The sequence below is a fragment of the Paraburkholderia elongata genome (genome assembly GCF_013177735.1).
GTDB lineage: Bacteria > Pseudomonadota > Gammaproteobacteria > Burkholderiales > Burkholderiaceae > Paraburkholderia > Paraburkholderia elongata.
Map to the genome: position 1 here is coordinate 1 of NZ_WOEZ01000043.1, position 14,445 is coordinate 14,445.

The window sequence follows — 14,445 nt, forward strand, 5'->3', positions numbered from 1 at the left end:
AATCAGCCTTCAAATTGCTTTCATTGCGTGTCGACGACGAAGTGAGTCCGCAAACCGGCGCGAACTCAGTCGGACCTTGAAGTGTTTTGAATTACGCTTCACCTCAACTCCGACGGTCTCCTAGCGCAAGCACGAAAGCCGCGGAGGAAAAGCGGAACTGAGTATGCATGGCTGAATACGATGGATCGGCTTGAGCGGAGCAGGGGGTCTGATGCCAGAAAGTCAGGACGCCCAATGCTCTTGCGCGGCATGAGAGGGACACATCATGCGGCCGATCCGAAAGTGAATGGGCCGCGCCATTATAATTTCATTTCCCTACAACAACCTTCGACGTTGTCGTGAGCGCAGGTCCGTCACGTGTACGGCGGATGTGGCAAGCCGATACGAGGGGACGCATGATGCGGATCATACGATCGAGAAAAGGGCACCGTGCCTTTCCGTGTGAGACCTGGACTGAAGCGGATGCGCGACCGAAGGCCACGCGTGTCCCTCGGCGTCCATCGTGCGCCAGGCAGGTGGGACGCGCCCGGACAAGTAGGTGGGCGCAGCGGGTCAATCACGCGCCCGTCGCGCTCGTCAATGCGCAAAGCTCGACTTGAGCGGACTAATCCCAGTTTTTTAGTAGTGCATATTGGATAGCTTCGCTGCTTGCCCCAAACTGGACAGCAAGCCATCGACAACGGCGGGTTAAGTCCATGACCGACATGATTTCGCGGATCGTCCTGGTCCAGACTGGGGCAGCAGCTCTGTTCCCTGACGCTGATACAAGCCAGCGGGAACCACCGCGAACGCATAGCGCCGAGTTTCGAAACGTCGACGCTGAACGCGCGGCGAGAATGCTTCGGATCGCAGCAAGAGACTTGACAAATAAAGCATAAGTTGCAAAGAAAAATCCGCTTATGCTTTAACGCAAATTTTTTCAGGAAATGCTTTATTTTTCAGGTGTTTGACAAATAAAGCAAAAGCTGAAAAAAAATAAACCAAAAGTTGAACGTCAGATCGGGTGCGAGGTTCTGTGCGGCAGATGCTGAATAAACCAAAAGCCTGCAATTATTTGCGGAAATAAAGCAAAAACTGAGATTGTTTGATTGTCAGCATAGAGCATTGATTTTTAATGTGATTTTTTGTCAATGAATTGCTGGATAAAGCATATGTTGAGCGTTTCGCGGCCGTAACGCTCTGGCGGCAAAAGCCTAACGCATTATTAAGGAAAATACGGTGCACTCGAGAGGTTCGGCGGAGCGGGTTGGATCATGCCCGCAGTTCTTGCCCGGTGCCTTCCTGGGATGTGCGCCGCACCGGAAGCCTCGTGATGGACGGCTCAGCGGCGAGTTTCGATTGCGAGGCCCATCTGGTGGTGGATGCTGGCGCCCTCGGGCGTCACCCACACGTGCAGGTCGCCGGAGAACTGTACCGGTTGACCCGCGCGGGCGACGAGCTGGCCATCCTGCGAATGCAGATCGACTGCGCCGTCGTCGAGCAGGACGAGTGTGCGATCGAAGCCGGGGAACTGCGAAAACTTTGCGGCCCCGCTCAGCGTCGCGTGGGACAGTTCAGGTGTCATTGGCTCGCGCTCCCTGCGCTGACCTGCGTTTCGAGTGCGCCGACCACCTCGAACAGGTCGCCCACAAGGCCAATGTCCGCGACCGAAAAGATCGGTGCGTCCGGATCCTTGTTGATCGCGACGATGATCTTCGAGTCCTTCATCCCGGCCAGATGCTGGATCGCGCCGGAGATGCCGAACGCGAGATAGACGTCGGGCGCGACCATCTTGCCGGTTTGCCCGACCTGCGCGGTATTCGGCGCATAGCCGGCGTCCACGGCGGCGCGCGACGCGCCGAGCGCCGCGCCCATTTTTTGCGCGAGGTCGCCAAGCCGGTCCATGTTGTCCTTCGACGCGAGTCCGCGTCCGCCCGAAACGACGATTCGCGCGTCGGGCAGATCGCGTCCGGTCTGGGCGGATGCCTGTCGCTCGACGAGCTTCGTCCTGGTGAATCTGGCCACCGGTTCGAGCGTGACACGCGTGGCGGTGCCGCCGCTGTCCGCAGCAGGCGCAAACGACGACGCCCGGAAACTCGCGAACGTCACGGCACTGCTTGTGCGCACATTAGCCACGACGCTCCCCGCATAGAGACTGCGCACGAAGCCGCTATCGCCCTCGACCGCGACCACGTCCGGAATGAATGCACCGCCGGCCAGCGCGGCGGCGCGCGGCAATGCACTGCGGCCGAGCGTGCGATGACTCGCCGCGATCAGCGAATACGCTCCATGGATCGCGTGCAATTGCGCGGCGAGTGTTTCAGGCACGACATGCTCATTCGCTTCACCGGTCATCACGAGCACTCGTTCAATGCCGGCGATCTTCTCGACAGAGGCTGCAAGCGCGGCATCAGGCAATAACACGTCAACCGGCCGCCCGTACTGCATGACAGCGCTGATGACCCGAAGCGTCGCATCGGCAAGCCGTCCGCCTTCCGTTTCCACTACGACAAGGCTTCTCATGCCGACACTCCTGTTTGATCGAACACGTGCCGCTCGGCCAGCGATGCGATAAGCGCGGCGGTATCGGCGACCTTGATCCGCGCCTGGCGAACCGGCGGATCGCTGAGTTTGACGATTTGCGCCCGCGGCACGAGTTCGACGGCCAGTGTGGCGGCGTCGACACTCACGAGCGGCCTCTGCCTGGCCTTGACGATGCTCGGCAAGGTCACGCGGCGCGGGTCGGCGAGACGAAGGTCTGCACTGACGACAGCCGCGCCTTCGAGCCGCCACGTCGCCGTACCCGTGTCGTCGCCGCACGTTACGGCCCAGCCGTTGCCGTCGGCTGTGAGTTCGCTCGCGTTCAACGCCTGCGGCCAGTCGAGCAGGGCGGCGAGCATGGCGGCCACTCCGCCGATATCACCGTCGATGGCCTGCTTGCCGCATAGCACGAGGCCGTACTCGCGACTCGCCATGTGAGCGTTCAGCAGACGCGCCACGGCCAGCGAATCCAGCGTGGCGGTTGCCGCCGATGTGTCAATCAGCACGGCATCGTCGGCGCCCATCGCGAGCGCTGCGCGCAGCACGTCCTGGCTGGCTGGCGTGCCGCATGTGATTGCCGTCACCTTCGCTGCGGAGCCGATTTCCCTGAGTTGCAAGGCTTTTTCGACGGCACATTCGTCGAACGGGTTGAGCGACATCTTGAGGCCGGTGGTGTCGATCGAACCGTTCGCCGCAACCCTCACGCGTACGTTGGCATCGACGACGCGCTTGACTGGAACCAGAATGTTGATTGTCATGACGGAAGCATCCTTTACGTCCTGTAGTCAGGAGACCGCGCCCGAGCCGTACTTGCCCACCAGTAGCGCGCCACTGGCGAACCGGTCAAGCGCGTAGGGCGCGAGGGAAACATCGGTAGGCAGGCCGAGTGCATGCTGGGCGAGGATCTTGCCGATGCCGGGCGACAGCTTGAAGCCGTGCCCCGAAAAACCGAAACCGACTACGAGACCCTCGATATCGCCGACCTTGCCCAATACCGGGTTCCAGTCGGGCGTCACGTCGTACACACCGGTCCATGACGAAGCCAGACCCGCGGCCTCATAGGCAGGGAACCGTTCGGCCACCTGGGCGCCGACTTCGGCGACGTAGTCGAGCGAGATATCGCCCTGTTCCGTTTCCGGCGAACTCAGCGTTTCGCCCACCACGCCTTCCGACACCAGCATCTGGCTGCCGCCGTAACTGCGGTAATAGAGCATGCCGGCCGAGCCGAGGTCCTTGAACGCGGGCATCTTGAACGAGTACGCAGCGCCATCGCATTCGAGCGCGAGCACCGTGTGACGCTCCGGCTTGACCGGCAGCGGCACGCCGATCCAGCCGGCGAGTTCCGGCGTCCAGATGTTCTGTGTGCTGATCAGTGTGCCGCAGCTGAAGTTGCCCGCGCTGGTTGCGACACCGGTGACCCGGCGTCCTTCGCGGACGACGCCCGTGACCGTCACGCCTTCCATGATCTTGACGCCGCGCCGGCGCGCCGAACGGGCAAAGCCGGTCGCCACCAGATAGGCATCCGCAAAACCTGCCTCCGGTTCATAGCCGATCAGCGCGGCGTCGTCGAAGCTCGCGATCGGCAGGCGCTCGTGCGCCTGCGCCTTGTCGAGCAGTTGCACTTCGATGTCCATATCCTGCTGCGCGGCGAGCGAGGCGCGCAGCGGCTCCAGCTTGTCGCCGTCGGGCGCGCAGATCAGATAGCCGCATTTGACGAGACCACAGGACGCTTCGTCGTCGCCGAGATAGTCAGCGAAATTATTGAATGCCCACCACGAAGAGCGCGCGAGTTCCACGTTCTGGCGCACCGAATAGTGCGTGCGCAACAGGCCGGATGACTGCGACGTGGTGCCCGCGCCGATCGTGCCCTGTTCGATAACCAGCACGCTTTGCGCGCCCAGTGCGGCGAGATGATGGGCGACCGACGCGCCGATGACACCAGCGCCGATCACGATGAAATCGTAGTGGCTCATATGGACCTCTGTGTGGGCAATGAGGCGAATTCTAGGAAAACGTTGGCCGCACCAATTTTGTATTAGGCAAACTTATGGCGAGCCAATGCAATTTCTCATCCTGTGCACCAATCCTGCGAACCTCGGCACCAAGCTGCGCGTACCGCACAGGATGACCTGCATGTCACCCACGCAAGCGGAGCATTTCATGAGACGAACCCCGACCCCGATCGATCTGCGCGCGTTGCAGGCTTTTGTGGCTGTCTGCGACAGCGGCTCGATGACGGGCGCGGCGAAGCAGCTCGGCGTGAGCCAGAGCGCCATCAGCCAGTCGATCGCCGCGCTGGAGCGAGATCAGGGCCTGACGCTGTTCGATCGCGAGAGCCGTCCGCCGCGCCCGAATGTAGCGGGGCGCGCATTGCTGGAGTTGGCGGGGCCGTTGATCGAACACGCGCAGATGGTGAGTGCGCGTATCGGCGATGCCTCGCATACCGGCAAGATGCCGGTGCGTCTCGGCTGTGTCGATTCGTTCGCGGCCACCGTTGGACCTGAGTTGATTCGCGCGGTGTCGAATTCGGAGCGGCAGATTTCGATGTGGTCCGGCCTCACGCCGGGCCTGAGCAAGCAGTTGCACGACCGCGAACTGGATATCGCGATCTGCACGCAAACCACGCTGAACGACGCACGGATCGTCGAAGTGCCGCTGTTTTCCGAGGCGTTCGTGGTGGTGGTTGCGCGCAGCCACTTGAGCGGGCGCCGCAATCTCGACTGGCGCACGCTCGCGCTCGAACTGCCGCTGATCCGCTATACGGCCCGCTCGGTGATCGGCCAGCAGATCGAGCGCTTCGTGCGCCACCTCGGCATCAACAGTCCGCGGCGTTACGAGTTCGACGCGACCGACCCTTTGCTGAGTCTGGTGGCCGCGCGGGTGGGGTTTGCGATCTCGACGCCTTTGTGTCTGTGGCAGGCGCGGCACTATCTGGACGATATCGCGGTGATGCCGTTGCCGCCGAGCCGTCTCGGGCGGCGCGATTTCTTTCTGCTGCATCGCCAGGGCGAATGGGATCAATTTGCCGGCGACATCGTCATGCTGACACGCGGCGTGCTGGACAACGCGATTCAACCGTCGCTCGCGCGGGCGCTGCCCGATCTGCCGGATGATGCATTGCGCTGATTCAGGCGATATAGCGCCCGTTTGTATAAGCGTTGCTTCTGACAGTGCTTAACCGCGCACCTCGTTTTTGTGCAAAGTCGCACCAGTCACAACGACGATGTGCACCGTAGTCAGGCTGATGAGCCTTTCAGCGTCGATATCAGGAACGGCGCATGAAGCCCAGCGCGTTTATTGGTGGGAATCTTTGATTCACTCAGATAAACATGGCACAAACGTTGCATTGATAGAGGCGTCGACTGAGACGGCCGCAGCGAGCGATCAGTCCGCTGTACTCGATTGCGGATACACAAAGATCGACAGGAATTGAATGGGCGTCTTGATCAGGCGTTCTGGACCGTGCGGTATCTCGCCCTGGAAGGTGAGGGTGTCGCCAGGATGCAGGATGTAGGTGTGCTGGCCGTGGCGGTATTCGATCACGCCCTTGAGCATGTGAATGAACTCGGTGCCCGGATGCTGAAACACTGGAAAGCGTTCGGCTTCGTCCTCCATCGTGATCAGGAAGGGTTCGAAAAGCTTATGCGGACCCTGGTCATAGGCAAGCAGGTGATAGGTGTGGCCGCTTTTGGTGCCCTTGCGCACCACTTCCATGCCGCTGCCTTTTTTGACGAGTTGTGCACCACCTTGCGGCACGTCGAAATTGCGGAACAGCATGGAGAGCGAAACGCCGAGCGCCTGGGCGATGCGGTTGAGGACCTCGAGACCTGCGGAAGTCTGCGCGTTTTCGATCTTCGAGAGCATGCCGCGGCTGATGCCGGCCTGAGCGGAAACCTGAGCAATGGTCAGGCCGTGGCGCTGGCGTAATTCGCGAATGGTGTTGCCGAGGTAGCGTTCAAGCGGCGTTTTATTGTCTTCACCGATTTGCATGTAAGCCTCACGTAAAAGGAAAGCGTAGCAGATTGCAGCGCCAAGTCGTGCGCAAAGAGTTTCACTAAAAGAATCTTTGTTTCTCACCAATAAAGTATCCGGCCGATTGAAAACAAGCTCGAAGCGCGCCACAACCGGCGTTCGGAAGCGTGTTGCGTAACCCGGTCACACGCCTTGCGTGTGGCTTTTCCAAACCACGAAAGATGCAGTTGCAAGGAGTGGCGATGAACTTGAACGATGCGAGCAAGCTGCCGGTCAACGAACTCGGATGCGTGCCCCGCTTCGGCTCGGCGGAGGAGGCGCAAGCTTATCTGACGCAGCAGGGCGTGAAGTACGTGCTGGCGCAGTTTGTCGATATTCACGGCGTGGCTAAGGCGAAATCGGTGCCGGTCAGTCATTTGAAAAGCGTGCTGAAAGCCGGCGCCGGTTTCGCGGGGTTTGCGATCTGGGGTGTCGGCATCGCGCCAAACGGTCCGGACTACATGGCCGTCGGCGATCTGGCGACGCTCACACCAGTGCCCTGGCAGCCGGGCCTCGCACGGATCGTCTGCGACGGTCATGTGGATGGTGAGGCGTGGCAATACGATTCGCGCGTGACGCTGAAGAAGCAGGTTGCCCGCATGACCGAGCGTAATTGGACGCTCTTCACGGGCCTCGAACCCGAATTCTCGCTGCTGCGCCGCTCGGCTTCCGGCTCGCTCGAGCCATGCGATCCAAGCGATACGCTCGCCAAACCGTGCTACGACTACAAAGGCTTGTCGCGCACGCGCGTCTTTCTGGAAAAACTCACCGAATCGATGCGTGCAGTCGGCATCGACGTCTATCAGATCGATCACGAAGACGCGAACGGTCAGTTCGAGATCAACTACACGTACACCGATTGCCTGACCTCCTGCGATCACTATGTGTTCTTCAAGATGGCGGCCTCCGAGATCGCCAACGAACTCGGCATGATCTGCTCATTCATGCCGAAACCGTTCGCGAACCGTCCGGGCAACGGCATGCACATGCATATGTCGATCGGCGACGGTGAACGCAATCTGTTCGCGGATCCATCGGACAAGCTCGGCATGGGCCTCTCCACGCTCGGCTACCAGTTCACGGCCGGCCTGCTCGCGCATGCGCCCGCGCTGACCGCGCTGTGCAATCCGACCGTGAACTCGTACAAGCGGCTGGTGGTCGGCCGCTCGCTGACGGGCGCAACGTGGGCACCGGCGTACATCAGCTACGGCGACAACAACCGTTCGACGATGGTGCGCATGCCTGGCGAGCGTATCGAACTGCGCCTGCCTGACGGCGCATGCAATCCCTATCTCGCGACCGCGGTCGTGATTGCCGCGGGACTCGACGGCATCGACCGCGGGATGTCGCCGGGCGAACCGGCTAACGAAAACCTGTACGAATGGTCGCCCGCGCGGCTCTCGGAACACGGCATCGGCGTGCTGCCGCAAAACCTCGAACAGGCGCTCGACGCGCTCGAAAGCGACCGCGTGATCTGCGACGCGCTCGGCCCGGTTGCCGATGAATTTCTCAACCTCAAACGGATGGAGTGGCTCGAATACATGCGCCACGTATCGGACTGGGAGCTGAAGACCTACCTCGAATTTTTCTAAGGAGAAACACTATGTGCGGAATTGTGGGCTTGCTGGTCAAGACGCCGGCATTGCGCGAACGGCTCGGCGAACTGATGGTGCCGATGCTGATCGGCATGACCGAGCGCGGACCGGATTCGGCGGGCCTCGCGGTGTTCGGCAAACCGGTCGATGCGAGTCAGCGCAAGCTGAGCATCTACGCGGGTTTCACCGACGAAGGCGCGGACTTCGCATGGCAACCGCTGCTGGACGCATTGAACGCGGCGATGGACGTGACCGCGCGCGTGGACGCGAAGGGCAATCACGCGGTGCTGACGGTGCAAGGCAATGTCGAGCGTGTGAAGACGTGGCTGCGCGAGCGTTATCCGAAGCTGTATCTGCTGTCGAGCGGCCGCTCGATCGATCTGTACAAGGACATTGGCTCGCCATCGCAAGTTGCCGAGCGTTATGACTTCGCGAATCTGAAGGGCTCGCATCTGGTCGGCCATACGCGCATGGCGACCGAATCCGCCGTGACGCCCGATCGCGCCCATCCGTTCACGGCCGGCGACGATTTCTGCCTGGTTCACAACGGCTCGCTGTCGAACGCGCATGGCGTGCGCCGCAAGCTCGAACCGAAAGGCATTCACTTCGATACCGACAACGATACCGAGGCCGCCTGCCGCTTTCTCGAATGGCGCCTGCGCGAAGGCGACACGCTGCCGGCCGCGTTGCAGAAAGGCTTCGAAGAACTCGACGGTTTCTACACCTTCTTGATGGGCACCTCGACGGAGCTCGCACTGATTCGCGACCCGTTCGCATGCAAGCCGGCGGTGGTCGCGGAAAACGACGATTACGTCGCCATTGCTTCGGAGTTCCGCTCGCTCGCACACCTGCCGGATATCAAGAACGCCAGGGTCTTCGAACCTGCACCTGAGGAGATGTATGTATGGAAAGCCTGATTTTCGATCTGGAGCGCACGACGGTTCGTGAGCTGAATCAGTTTTTGCACAAGCCGGCGAACGAACTGGAAGGGCAGAAGGTGACGGTCGTCACGCCCGACGGCGCGCACAACCTCGCGGTTGGCGTCGATGCGCCGGTGCAGGTGACGATTGCCGGTCACGCCGGCTACTACGCGGGCGGCATGAACAAGCACGCCACCATCGAGATCGAAGGCAGCGCGGGCACCGGCGTCGCGGAAAACATGATGAGCGGCAAGGTGCATGTGAAGGGTTTTGCCTCGAACGGTGCGGGCGCTTCTGCGCACGGCGGCTTGCTCGTGATCGATGGCGACGCGGGTCTGCGTTGTGGCATTTCGCTGAAGGGTGGTGACATCGTGGTGGGCGGCTCGGTGGGCAGCTTCTCTGCGTTCATGGCGCAGGCGGGCCGCATGGTGATCTGCGGTGACGCGGGAGATGCGCTCGGCGACTCGCTCTACGAAGCGGTGCTGTACGTGCGCGGTGAAGTGAAATCGCTCGGCGCCGACGCACAGTACGAACCGATGACCGGCGCGGACCTCGACGCAGTGCGTGGCCTGCTTACCGCTGCGGGCATGGACCATGACCCGGCGTCGTTCAAACGGATCGCCTCCGCTCGCACGCTCTATCACTGGAACGCCGACGCGAACCAGGAATATTGAACACACGCTCTCGAAAAAGGTCCTCATGGAAGCCAAACCCGTTCACTTCGCCCGCTTGCAGCAGGAAGAGTCGCAAGGCTACGACCGCAAGACGATCGACTATATCCACTCCGCCGCGCAGCGCGGCCTCTACGAAATTCGCGGTCTGGGCGCGAAACGCCGCGTGCCGCATTTCGACGATCTGCTGTTTCTCGGCGCCTCGCTGTCGCGCTATCCCCTGGAAGGCTATCGCGAGAAATGCGCGACCCAGACAGTGCTTGGCACGCGCTTCGCCAAAAAGCCGGTGGTGCTCGACATTCCGATCACGATCGCCGGCATGAGCTTCGGGGCGCTGTCCGCGAACGTGAAAGAAGCGCTCGGCCAGGCCGCGACCGCGATGGGCACCTCGACCACTACCGGCGACGGCGGCATGACGCAGGAAGAACGCCGCTCGTCGAAGACGCTGGTCTATCAATGCCTGCCGTCGCGCTACGGCTTCAATCCGGACGACGTGCGCCGCGCCGACGCGATCGAAATCGTGATCGGCCAGGGCGCGAAACCGGGCGGCGGCGGCATGCTGCTCGGGCAGAAGGTCAATCCGCGCGTCGCCTCGATGCGGACGTTGCCGGCCGGCGTCGATCAGCGTTCGGCGAGCCGTCATCCGGACTGGACCGGCCCCGACGATCTGGCGATCAAGATTCAGGAACTGCGCGAAATCACCGATTGGGAAAAACCGATCTACGTGAAGGTCGGCGCCACCCGTACGTTCAACGACGTCAAGCTCGCGGTACATGCAGGCGCGGACGTGGTGGTGATCGACGGGATGCAGGGCGGCACGGCGGCGACGCAGACCTGCTTCATCGAGAACGTCGGCATTCCGACGCTGGCCGCGGTTCGTCAGGCAGTGGACGCGCTCGAAGATCTGAATATGAAAGGCCAGGTACAACTGATCGTATCGGGCGGCATCCGCACCGGCGCTGACGTGGCGAAGGCATTGGCGCTCGGCGCGGACGCAGTGGCGATCGGGCAGGGCATGCTGATGGCGCTCGGTTGCAACAGCGACACGTACTTTCAGAACGGCGCACTGCATTCGGCAGCGGCGGATTACGCGGCGTTGAACACGTCGCCGGGTTTCTGCCATCACTGCCACACGGGCAAGTGCCCGATCGGCGTGACCACGCAGGACGCGGTTCTCGAACAACGTGTCCAGCCGGATGAAGGTTCGCGCCGCGTGCGCAACTACCTGAAGACGCTGAATATGGAACTGACGACGATCGCGCGTGCGTGCGGCAAGCAGAACGTCCATCACCTCGAACCGGAGGATCTGGTCGCGCTGACGGTCGAAGCGGCGGCAATGGCGCGCATTCCGCTCGCGGGTACTTCGTGGATTCCCGGCTGGAACAAATGAATTAAGTTGTTTCGATTTTTTTGACTGTGGAAAAGTTGAGCGCAATCCACCTTGATTCACCAATCTATCAGGAGCCCGACATGAGCACTCCGCAAAGCACCACGCAAGCAGCGCCGGCACCATCCGGCGGTCTGCGTGCCGGCACGTTAGGTTTTCCCGAGGTCATCGGCCAATCCATCGCGAACCTTTCACCGACCTTCACGCCGTCGATCAACGTGACCGCGATCGCGGCGCTGGCCGGCGCCGGAACATGGTTGATTTATGGTCTTTCGACACTCGGGCTGCTGCTGGTGAGCATGAGCATCATCGCGCTCTCGAGCCGGATCGCCTCGGCCGGTTCGTTCTTTATCTATATCTCGCGCGCGCTTGGGCCGATGGCGGGTGGCATTGCCGGCTGGGGCCTGATCGCGGCTTACGTGGGCACTGCAATGGGGGTTGGCGCCGCAGGCGTAGTGTTCGTGCAGAACGCTTTTACGGCCTGGGGTGTCAATATCCCGTCGTGGGCGATCTACACGATCTTTGTCGGCCTGGCCTGGTTCTTCTCGGCACGTGACGTGAAGCTCTCCTCGCGCCTGTCGCTGGCAATCGAAGCCGCTTCGGTGGTGATCGTGGGCGGTGTGCTGATCTATGTGCTCGCACTGCATCCGGACCATATCGTCGACCATACGCAATTGGGGCTGCAGGGCGTGAGCGGTAAGGGCATGGCACAGGGCATGGTGCTCGGCATCTTCTCGTACGTGGGTTTCGAGAGCGCGGCCTCGCTCGGCCAGGAAACCAGGAACCCGCTGCGTGTCATTCCGCGTGCGGTGGTCTGGTGCGTGATCCTGTCGGGCCTGTTCTTTATGTTTGTGGCCTATTCGATGACGATCGCCTACCACGACGACGTAGCCAAGCTCGGCGGCGATTCGGCCGTGCTCAGCACCTTGCTCACGAGCGTCGGCGCCTCGCCGCTCGGTCCGGTGTTTTATCTGATTGCCTCGGTCAGCGCGTTCTCGTGCGTGCTTGCGTGCATCAACTCGTCCAGCCGCCTGCTGTATTCGATGGGCCGCTATCAGTTCGTGCACCGCTCGATGGGCATGGTGCACCGCACGCACCAGACACCGTACCTGGCCGTTGCGTTTTCCTCCATCGTGACCTTCGTGGTGTGTATCGCGATGCTCGGCACGGGGCCACTCAACACCTTCGGCTATACCAGTACGTTTGCGACCTTTGGCTTCCTGGTCGTGTATTTCCTGGTCGCCATCGCGGCACCGGTTTATCTGAAGAAGCAGGGCGAGCTCAAGACGAGCAACGTGGTGTGGGGCGTGCTCGGCGCACTGGCGATGGTCGGTGCGGTGATCGGCAGCGTGTATCCGGTGCCCGATTATCCGTATAACATCCTGCCCTATCTGTTCGTTGCGTATATGCTGGTTGGCGCGGTCTGGTTGATGATGCTCAAGAAGCGCTCGCCGCAGGTGCTCGAGAAGATCGAGCACGATCTGGAAACAAGCGACGTGATGACCCACGGCAAAAAGTAAATGAGTGAACCCTTCTCCCCGGATAGCTTGCCCGCACCGAACACGGGCCGGATGCCAGACGATCCAGAGAGAAGGCCCGCTAGCCGTCGCGGAAAGGGCGGCCAGGAAATCGACCTGCAGTTGCGGCCGGAGCGCGGCGAGTGCGCCGCCCTCGAGATCGGTTGTGTCTCTTGCCCTGCCCGCGGGCGCGGGCAGGATCACATCAACGAAGACTACGTCGGCGTGATGCTCGGCGATCTGGCGGCGCGCGCTGCGCGTGGCAGCGTGATCGCTCTCGCCGATGGCGTGAGCGGTAGCAAGGGCGGGCGGGTCGCGGCCGAACTCTCGGTGCGGACCTTTATCGATGCCTATTACGCGCTCCCCGACACCTTGCAGCCCGGTGTGGCCGCTGCGCGCTCGCTCGAGGCAATACATGGCTGGCTGCATCAGATCGGCCGCGTCGATCCCGCACTGAATCAGATGGCTGCGTCCTTTGCGGCGCTGATCGTGCGCCGCGCCACCGCGTATCTGGTGGCGGCCGGCGATGTGCGGCTCTATCTGCTGCGCGATGGCCAACTGACCCAGCTCGGCGACGACGACGTGGTGCCGGTCGCCTTCGGTTCTTATGTGGCGCATGCGGTCGGCATGCTTCCGACGCTGGTGACTCGCATCGAAACCCTTGAGCTGCGCGAGGGCGATCGTCTGCTGATGTGCTCCGACGGGCTCTATCGCCGCGTGCCGATGCGCGAGTTGCAGACGGTGCTGGCGGCGCGCAGCGGTGCGCTCGAAACTGCGCGCCGGCTCGGCGCGCTGGCGGTGACGCGCGGCTCGCAGGACGACGTGACGAGCGCGGTGCTCGATGTGGGCAGCCTGCCTTTGCTCGATGTCGGTTACCTTGAGCGGGTGGTCGGCGCCTTGCCGATTCCGGCCGTGCCCGATGCCGGCGATATGGTCGATGGATATCTGCTCAAGAGCGTGTTGAGCGATGGCTTCTATTCGCGGATTTTCGCCGGCTACGATCTGGCCGATCCGAACACGCCGCTGGCGCTCAAGTTTCCCAAGCCGCGTGTCGAGCAGGACGAGAACGTGCGCCAGTCGATCGTGCGCGAGCGCTGGCTGGCCGGCAAGATCGGCGACGATGGCGTGCTCGCGCCGATGCCGGTCGATGCCGACCGGCAAACCCGGCTCTATGTGGTGATGCCGCTCGGCGCAGGCATCACGCTCGAAAAACTGCTGGCGGCGCCTCAGCCCATGGCGCTGCCGCGTGCGCTCGAAATCGCACGGCAGTTGGGCCATTCGATCGACGTGCTGAATCGCCGCAATATCTTCCATCGCGACATCAAACCCGAGAACGTGTTGGTGATGCGGGGCGATAGCACGCGCCTGCTCGATCTCGGTTTCGGTTATATGCCGGGCATGCAGTTGCCGGGCCCTGACGTCGCACCGGGCTCGCCAGCTTATATGGCGCCTGAGTTGATGAAGGGCGCACAGGGCGATGCGCGCTCCGAGGTGTTCGCGTATGGCGTGACCCTGTACCGGCTGTTCAGCGGCGGCAGGCTGCCCTACGGCTTTAATGGCCGCGTGCCGCTCTATCAGTACCGGCTCGACGCGCCGCAATGGCTCGACCTGGTGCTGGAGAAAGCGCTGCAGCCCGATCCGGCGCGCAGGTATCAGGACGTGCTCGAAGTCTGCGCTGATCTCGAACGTTTTTCGAGCGGTCGAGACGCAATGGCGCCGATTCGGCGCAAGCCCTTGCTCGAGAGCGATCCGGTGCTGTTCTGGCAGGTGGTCGTGGTGCTGTTGCTGGCGCTGCTGTTGTGGTCCTTGATGCGGCATTGAGCG

The 14,445-nt window shown here is 61.9% G+C and carries 12 protein-coding genes; 7 read left to right on the forward strand and 5 right to left on the reverse strand.

The genetic code is table 11. The features are described 5' to 3' along the window. Window positions 1–1,321: 1,321 nt before the first annotated feature. The 4 genes from GNZ13_RS08490 to GNZ13_RS08505 are packed head-to-tail and all read right to left on the reverse strand — an operon-like array spanning window position 1,322 to window position 4,493. Window positions 1,322–1,564 carry a HutD family protein gene (locus GNZ13_RS08490; RefSeq protein WP_172162267.1) on the reverse strand — a complete coding sequence of 81 codons (243 nt, stop codon included), beginning with the start codon at window positions 1,562–1,564 and terminating at the stop codon, window positions 1,322–1,324. Continuing rightward, a complete protein-coding gene (locus tag GNZ13_RS53775; RefSeq protein ID WP_172162268.1) occupies window positions 1,561–2,502 on the reverse strand; it encodes an electron transfer flavoprotein subunit alpha/FixB family protein in 942 nt (313 codons plus the stop codon). The genes GNZ13_RS08490 and GNZ13_RS53775 overlap by 4 nt, the downstream gene beginning before the upstream one ends. After that, window positions 2,499–3,272, reverse strand: a complete 774-nt coding sequence (locus GNZ13_RS08500; protein ID WP_172162655.1) for an electron transfer flavoprotein subunit beta/FixA family protein — start codon at window positions 3,270–3,272, stop codon at window positions 2,499–2,501. Before GNZ13_RS08500 ends, GNZ13_RS53775 begins: the two co-directional genes overlap by 4 nt. 33 nt (window positions 3,273–3,305) lie before the next feature. After that, window positions 3,306–4,493, reverse strand: coding sequence for an NAD(P)/FAD-dependent oxidoreductase (locus tag GNZ13_RS08505; RefSeq protein WP_172162269.1), 1,188 nt, complete (start codon window positions 4,491–4,493; stop codon window positions 3,306–3,308). A 187-nt stretch (window positions 4,494–4,680) separates the two neighbouring features. Here GNZ13_RS08505 and GNZ13_RS08510 point away from each other — a divergent pair, with 187 nt between their 5' ends. Continuing rightward, a complete protein-coding gene (locus GNZ13_RS08510) occupies window positions 4,681–5,646 on the forward strand; it encodes a LysR family transcriptional regulator (protein ID WP_172162657.1) in 966 nt (321 codons plus the stop codon). 258 nt (window positions 5,647–5,904) lie between these two features. On the opposite strand, the gene GNZ13_RS08515 is transcribed toward GNZ13_RS08510, so the two are convergent. After that, window positions 5,905–6,510: a helix-turn-helix domain-containing protein gene (locus tag GNZ13_RS08515; protein ID WP_172162660.1), complete on the reverse strand. Its 606-nt coding sequence runs from the start codon at window positions 6,508–6,510 to the stop codon at window positions 5,905–5,907. 224 nt (window positions 6,511–6,734) lie between these two features. Here GNZ13_RS08515 and glnT point away from each other — a divergent pair, with 224 nt between their 5' ends. The 6 genes from glnT (at window position 6,735) to GNZ13_RS08545 (ending at window position 14,442) form a co-directional block, all read left to right on the forward strand. Next, window positions 6,735–8,123 (forward strand): type III glutamate--ammonia ligase, encoded by a 1,389-nt coding sequence (glnT, locus tag GNZ13_RS08520; RefSeq protein WP_172162270.1) that lies wholly within the window; start codon window positions 6,735–6,737, stop codon window positions 8,121–8,123. 11 nt (window positions 8,124–8,134) lie between these two features. Beyond that, a complete protein-coding gene (locus tag GNZ13_RS08525; protein ID WP_172162272.1) occupies window positions 8,135–9,043 on the forward strand; it encodes a class II glutamine amidotransferase in 909 nt (302 codons plus the stop codon). Beyond that, entirely contained in the window at window positions 9,031–9,720 is a 690-nt protein-coding gene (locus GNZ13_RS08530) for a GltB/FmdC/FwdC-like GXGXG domain-containing protein (RefSeq protein ID WP_172162274.1), read from the forward strand. Before GNZ13_RS08525 ends, GNZ13_RS08530 begins: the two co-directional genes overlap by 13 nt. Window positions 9,721–9,745: 25 nt before the next feature. Beyond that, window positions 9,746–11,107: an FMN-binding glutamate synthase family protein gene (locus GNZ13_RS08535; RefSeq protein ID WP_172162276.1), complete on the forward strand. Its 1,362-nt coding sequence runs from the start codon at window positions 9,746–9,748 to the stop codon at window positions 11,105–11,107. Window positions 11,108–11,187: 80 nt separating this feature from the next. Then, a complete protein-coding gene (locus GNZ13_RS08540; protein ID WP_172162278.1) occupies window positions 11,188–12,624 on the forward strand; it encodes an APC family permease in 1,437 nt (478 codons plus the stop codon). Continuing rightward, window positions 12,625–14,442, forward strand: a complete 1,818-nt coding sequence (locus GNZ13_RS08545) for a bifunctional protein-serine/threonine kinase/phosphatase (protein ID WP_172162280.1) — start codon at window positions 12,625–12,627, stop codon at window positions 14,440–14,442. The last annotated feature ends 3 nt before the right edge of the window (window positions 14,443–14,445 follow it).

Excerpts from the sequence above, each read along its gene's own strand:
- GNZ13_RS08515 (WP_172162660.1), bottom strand. The coding sequence starts at position 6,510 with ATGCAAATCGGTGAAGACAATAAAACGCCGCTTGAACGCTACCTCGGC.
- GNZ13_RS08510 (WP_172162657.1), top strand. The coding sequence starts at position 4,681 with ATGAGACGAACCCCGACCCCGATCGATCTGCGCGCGTTGCAGGCTTTT.
- glnT (WP_172162270.1), top strand. The coding sequence starts at position 6,735 with ATGAACTTGAACGATGCGAGCAAGCTGCCGGTCAACGAACTCGGATGC.
- GNZ13_RS08505 (WP_172162269.1), bottom strand. The coding sequence starts at position 4,493 with ATGAGCCACTACGATTTCATCGTGATCGGCGCTGGTGTCATCGGCGCG.
- GNZ13_RS08530 (WP_172162274.1), top strand. The coding sequence starts at position 9,031 with ATGGAAAGCCTGATTTTCGATCTGGAGCGCACGACGGTTCGTGAGCTG.
- GNZ13_RS08540 (WP_172162278.1), top strand. The coding sequence starts at position 11,188 with ATGAGCACTCCGCAAAGCACCACGCAAGCAGCGCCGGCACCATCCGGC.
- GNZ13_RS08545 (WP_172162280.1), top strand. The coding sequence starts at position 12,625 with ATGAGTGAACCCTTCTCCCCGGATAGCTTGCCCGCACCGAACACGGGC.
- GNZ13_RS08490 (WP_172162267.1), bottom strand. The coding sequence starts at position 1,564 with ATGACACCTGAACTGTCCCACGCGACGCTGAGCGGGGCCGCAAAGTTT.
- GNZ13_RS53775 (WP_172162268.1), bottom strand. The coding sequence starts at position 2,502 with ATGAGAAGCCTTGTCGTAGTGGAAACGGAAGGCGGACGGCTTGCCGAT.
- GNZ13_RS08525 (WP_172162272.1), top strand. The coding sequence starts at position 8,135 with ATGTGCGGAATTGTGGGCTTGCTGGTCAAGACGCCGGCATTGCGCGAA.
- GNZ13_RS08535 (WP_172162276.1), top strand. The coding sequence starts at position 9,746 with ATGGAAGCCAAACCCGTTCACTTCGCCCGCTTGCAGCAGGAAGAGTCG.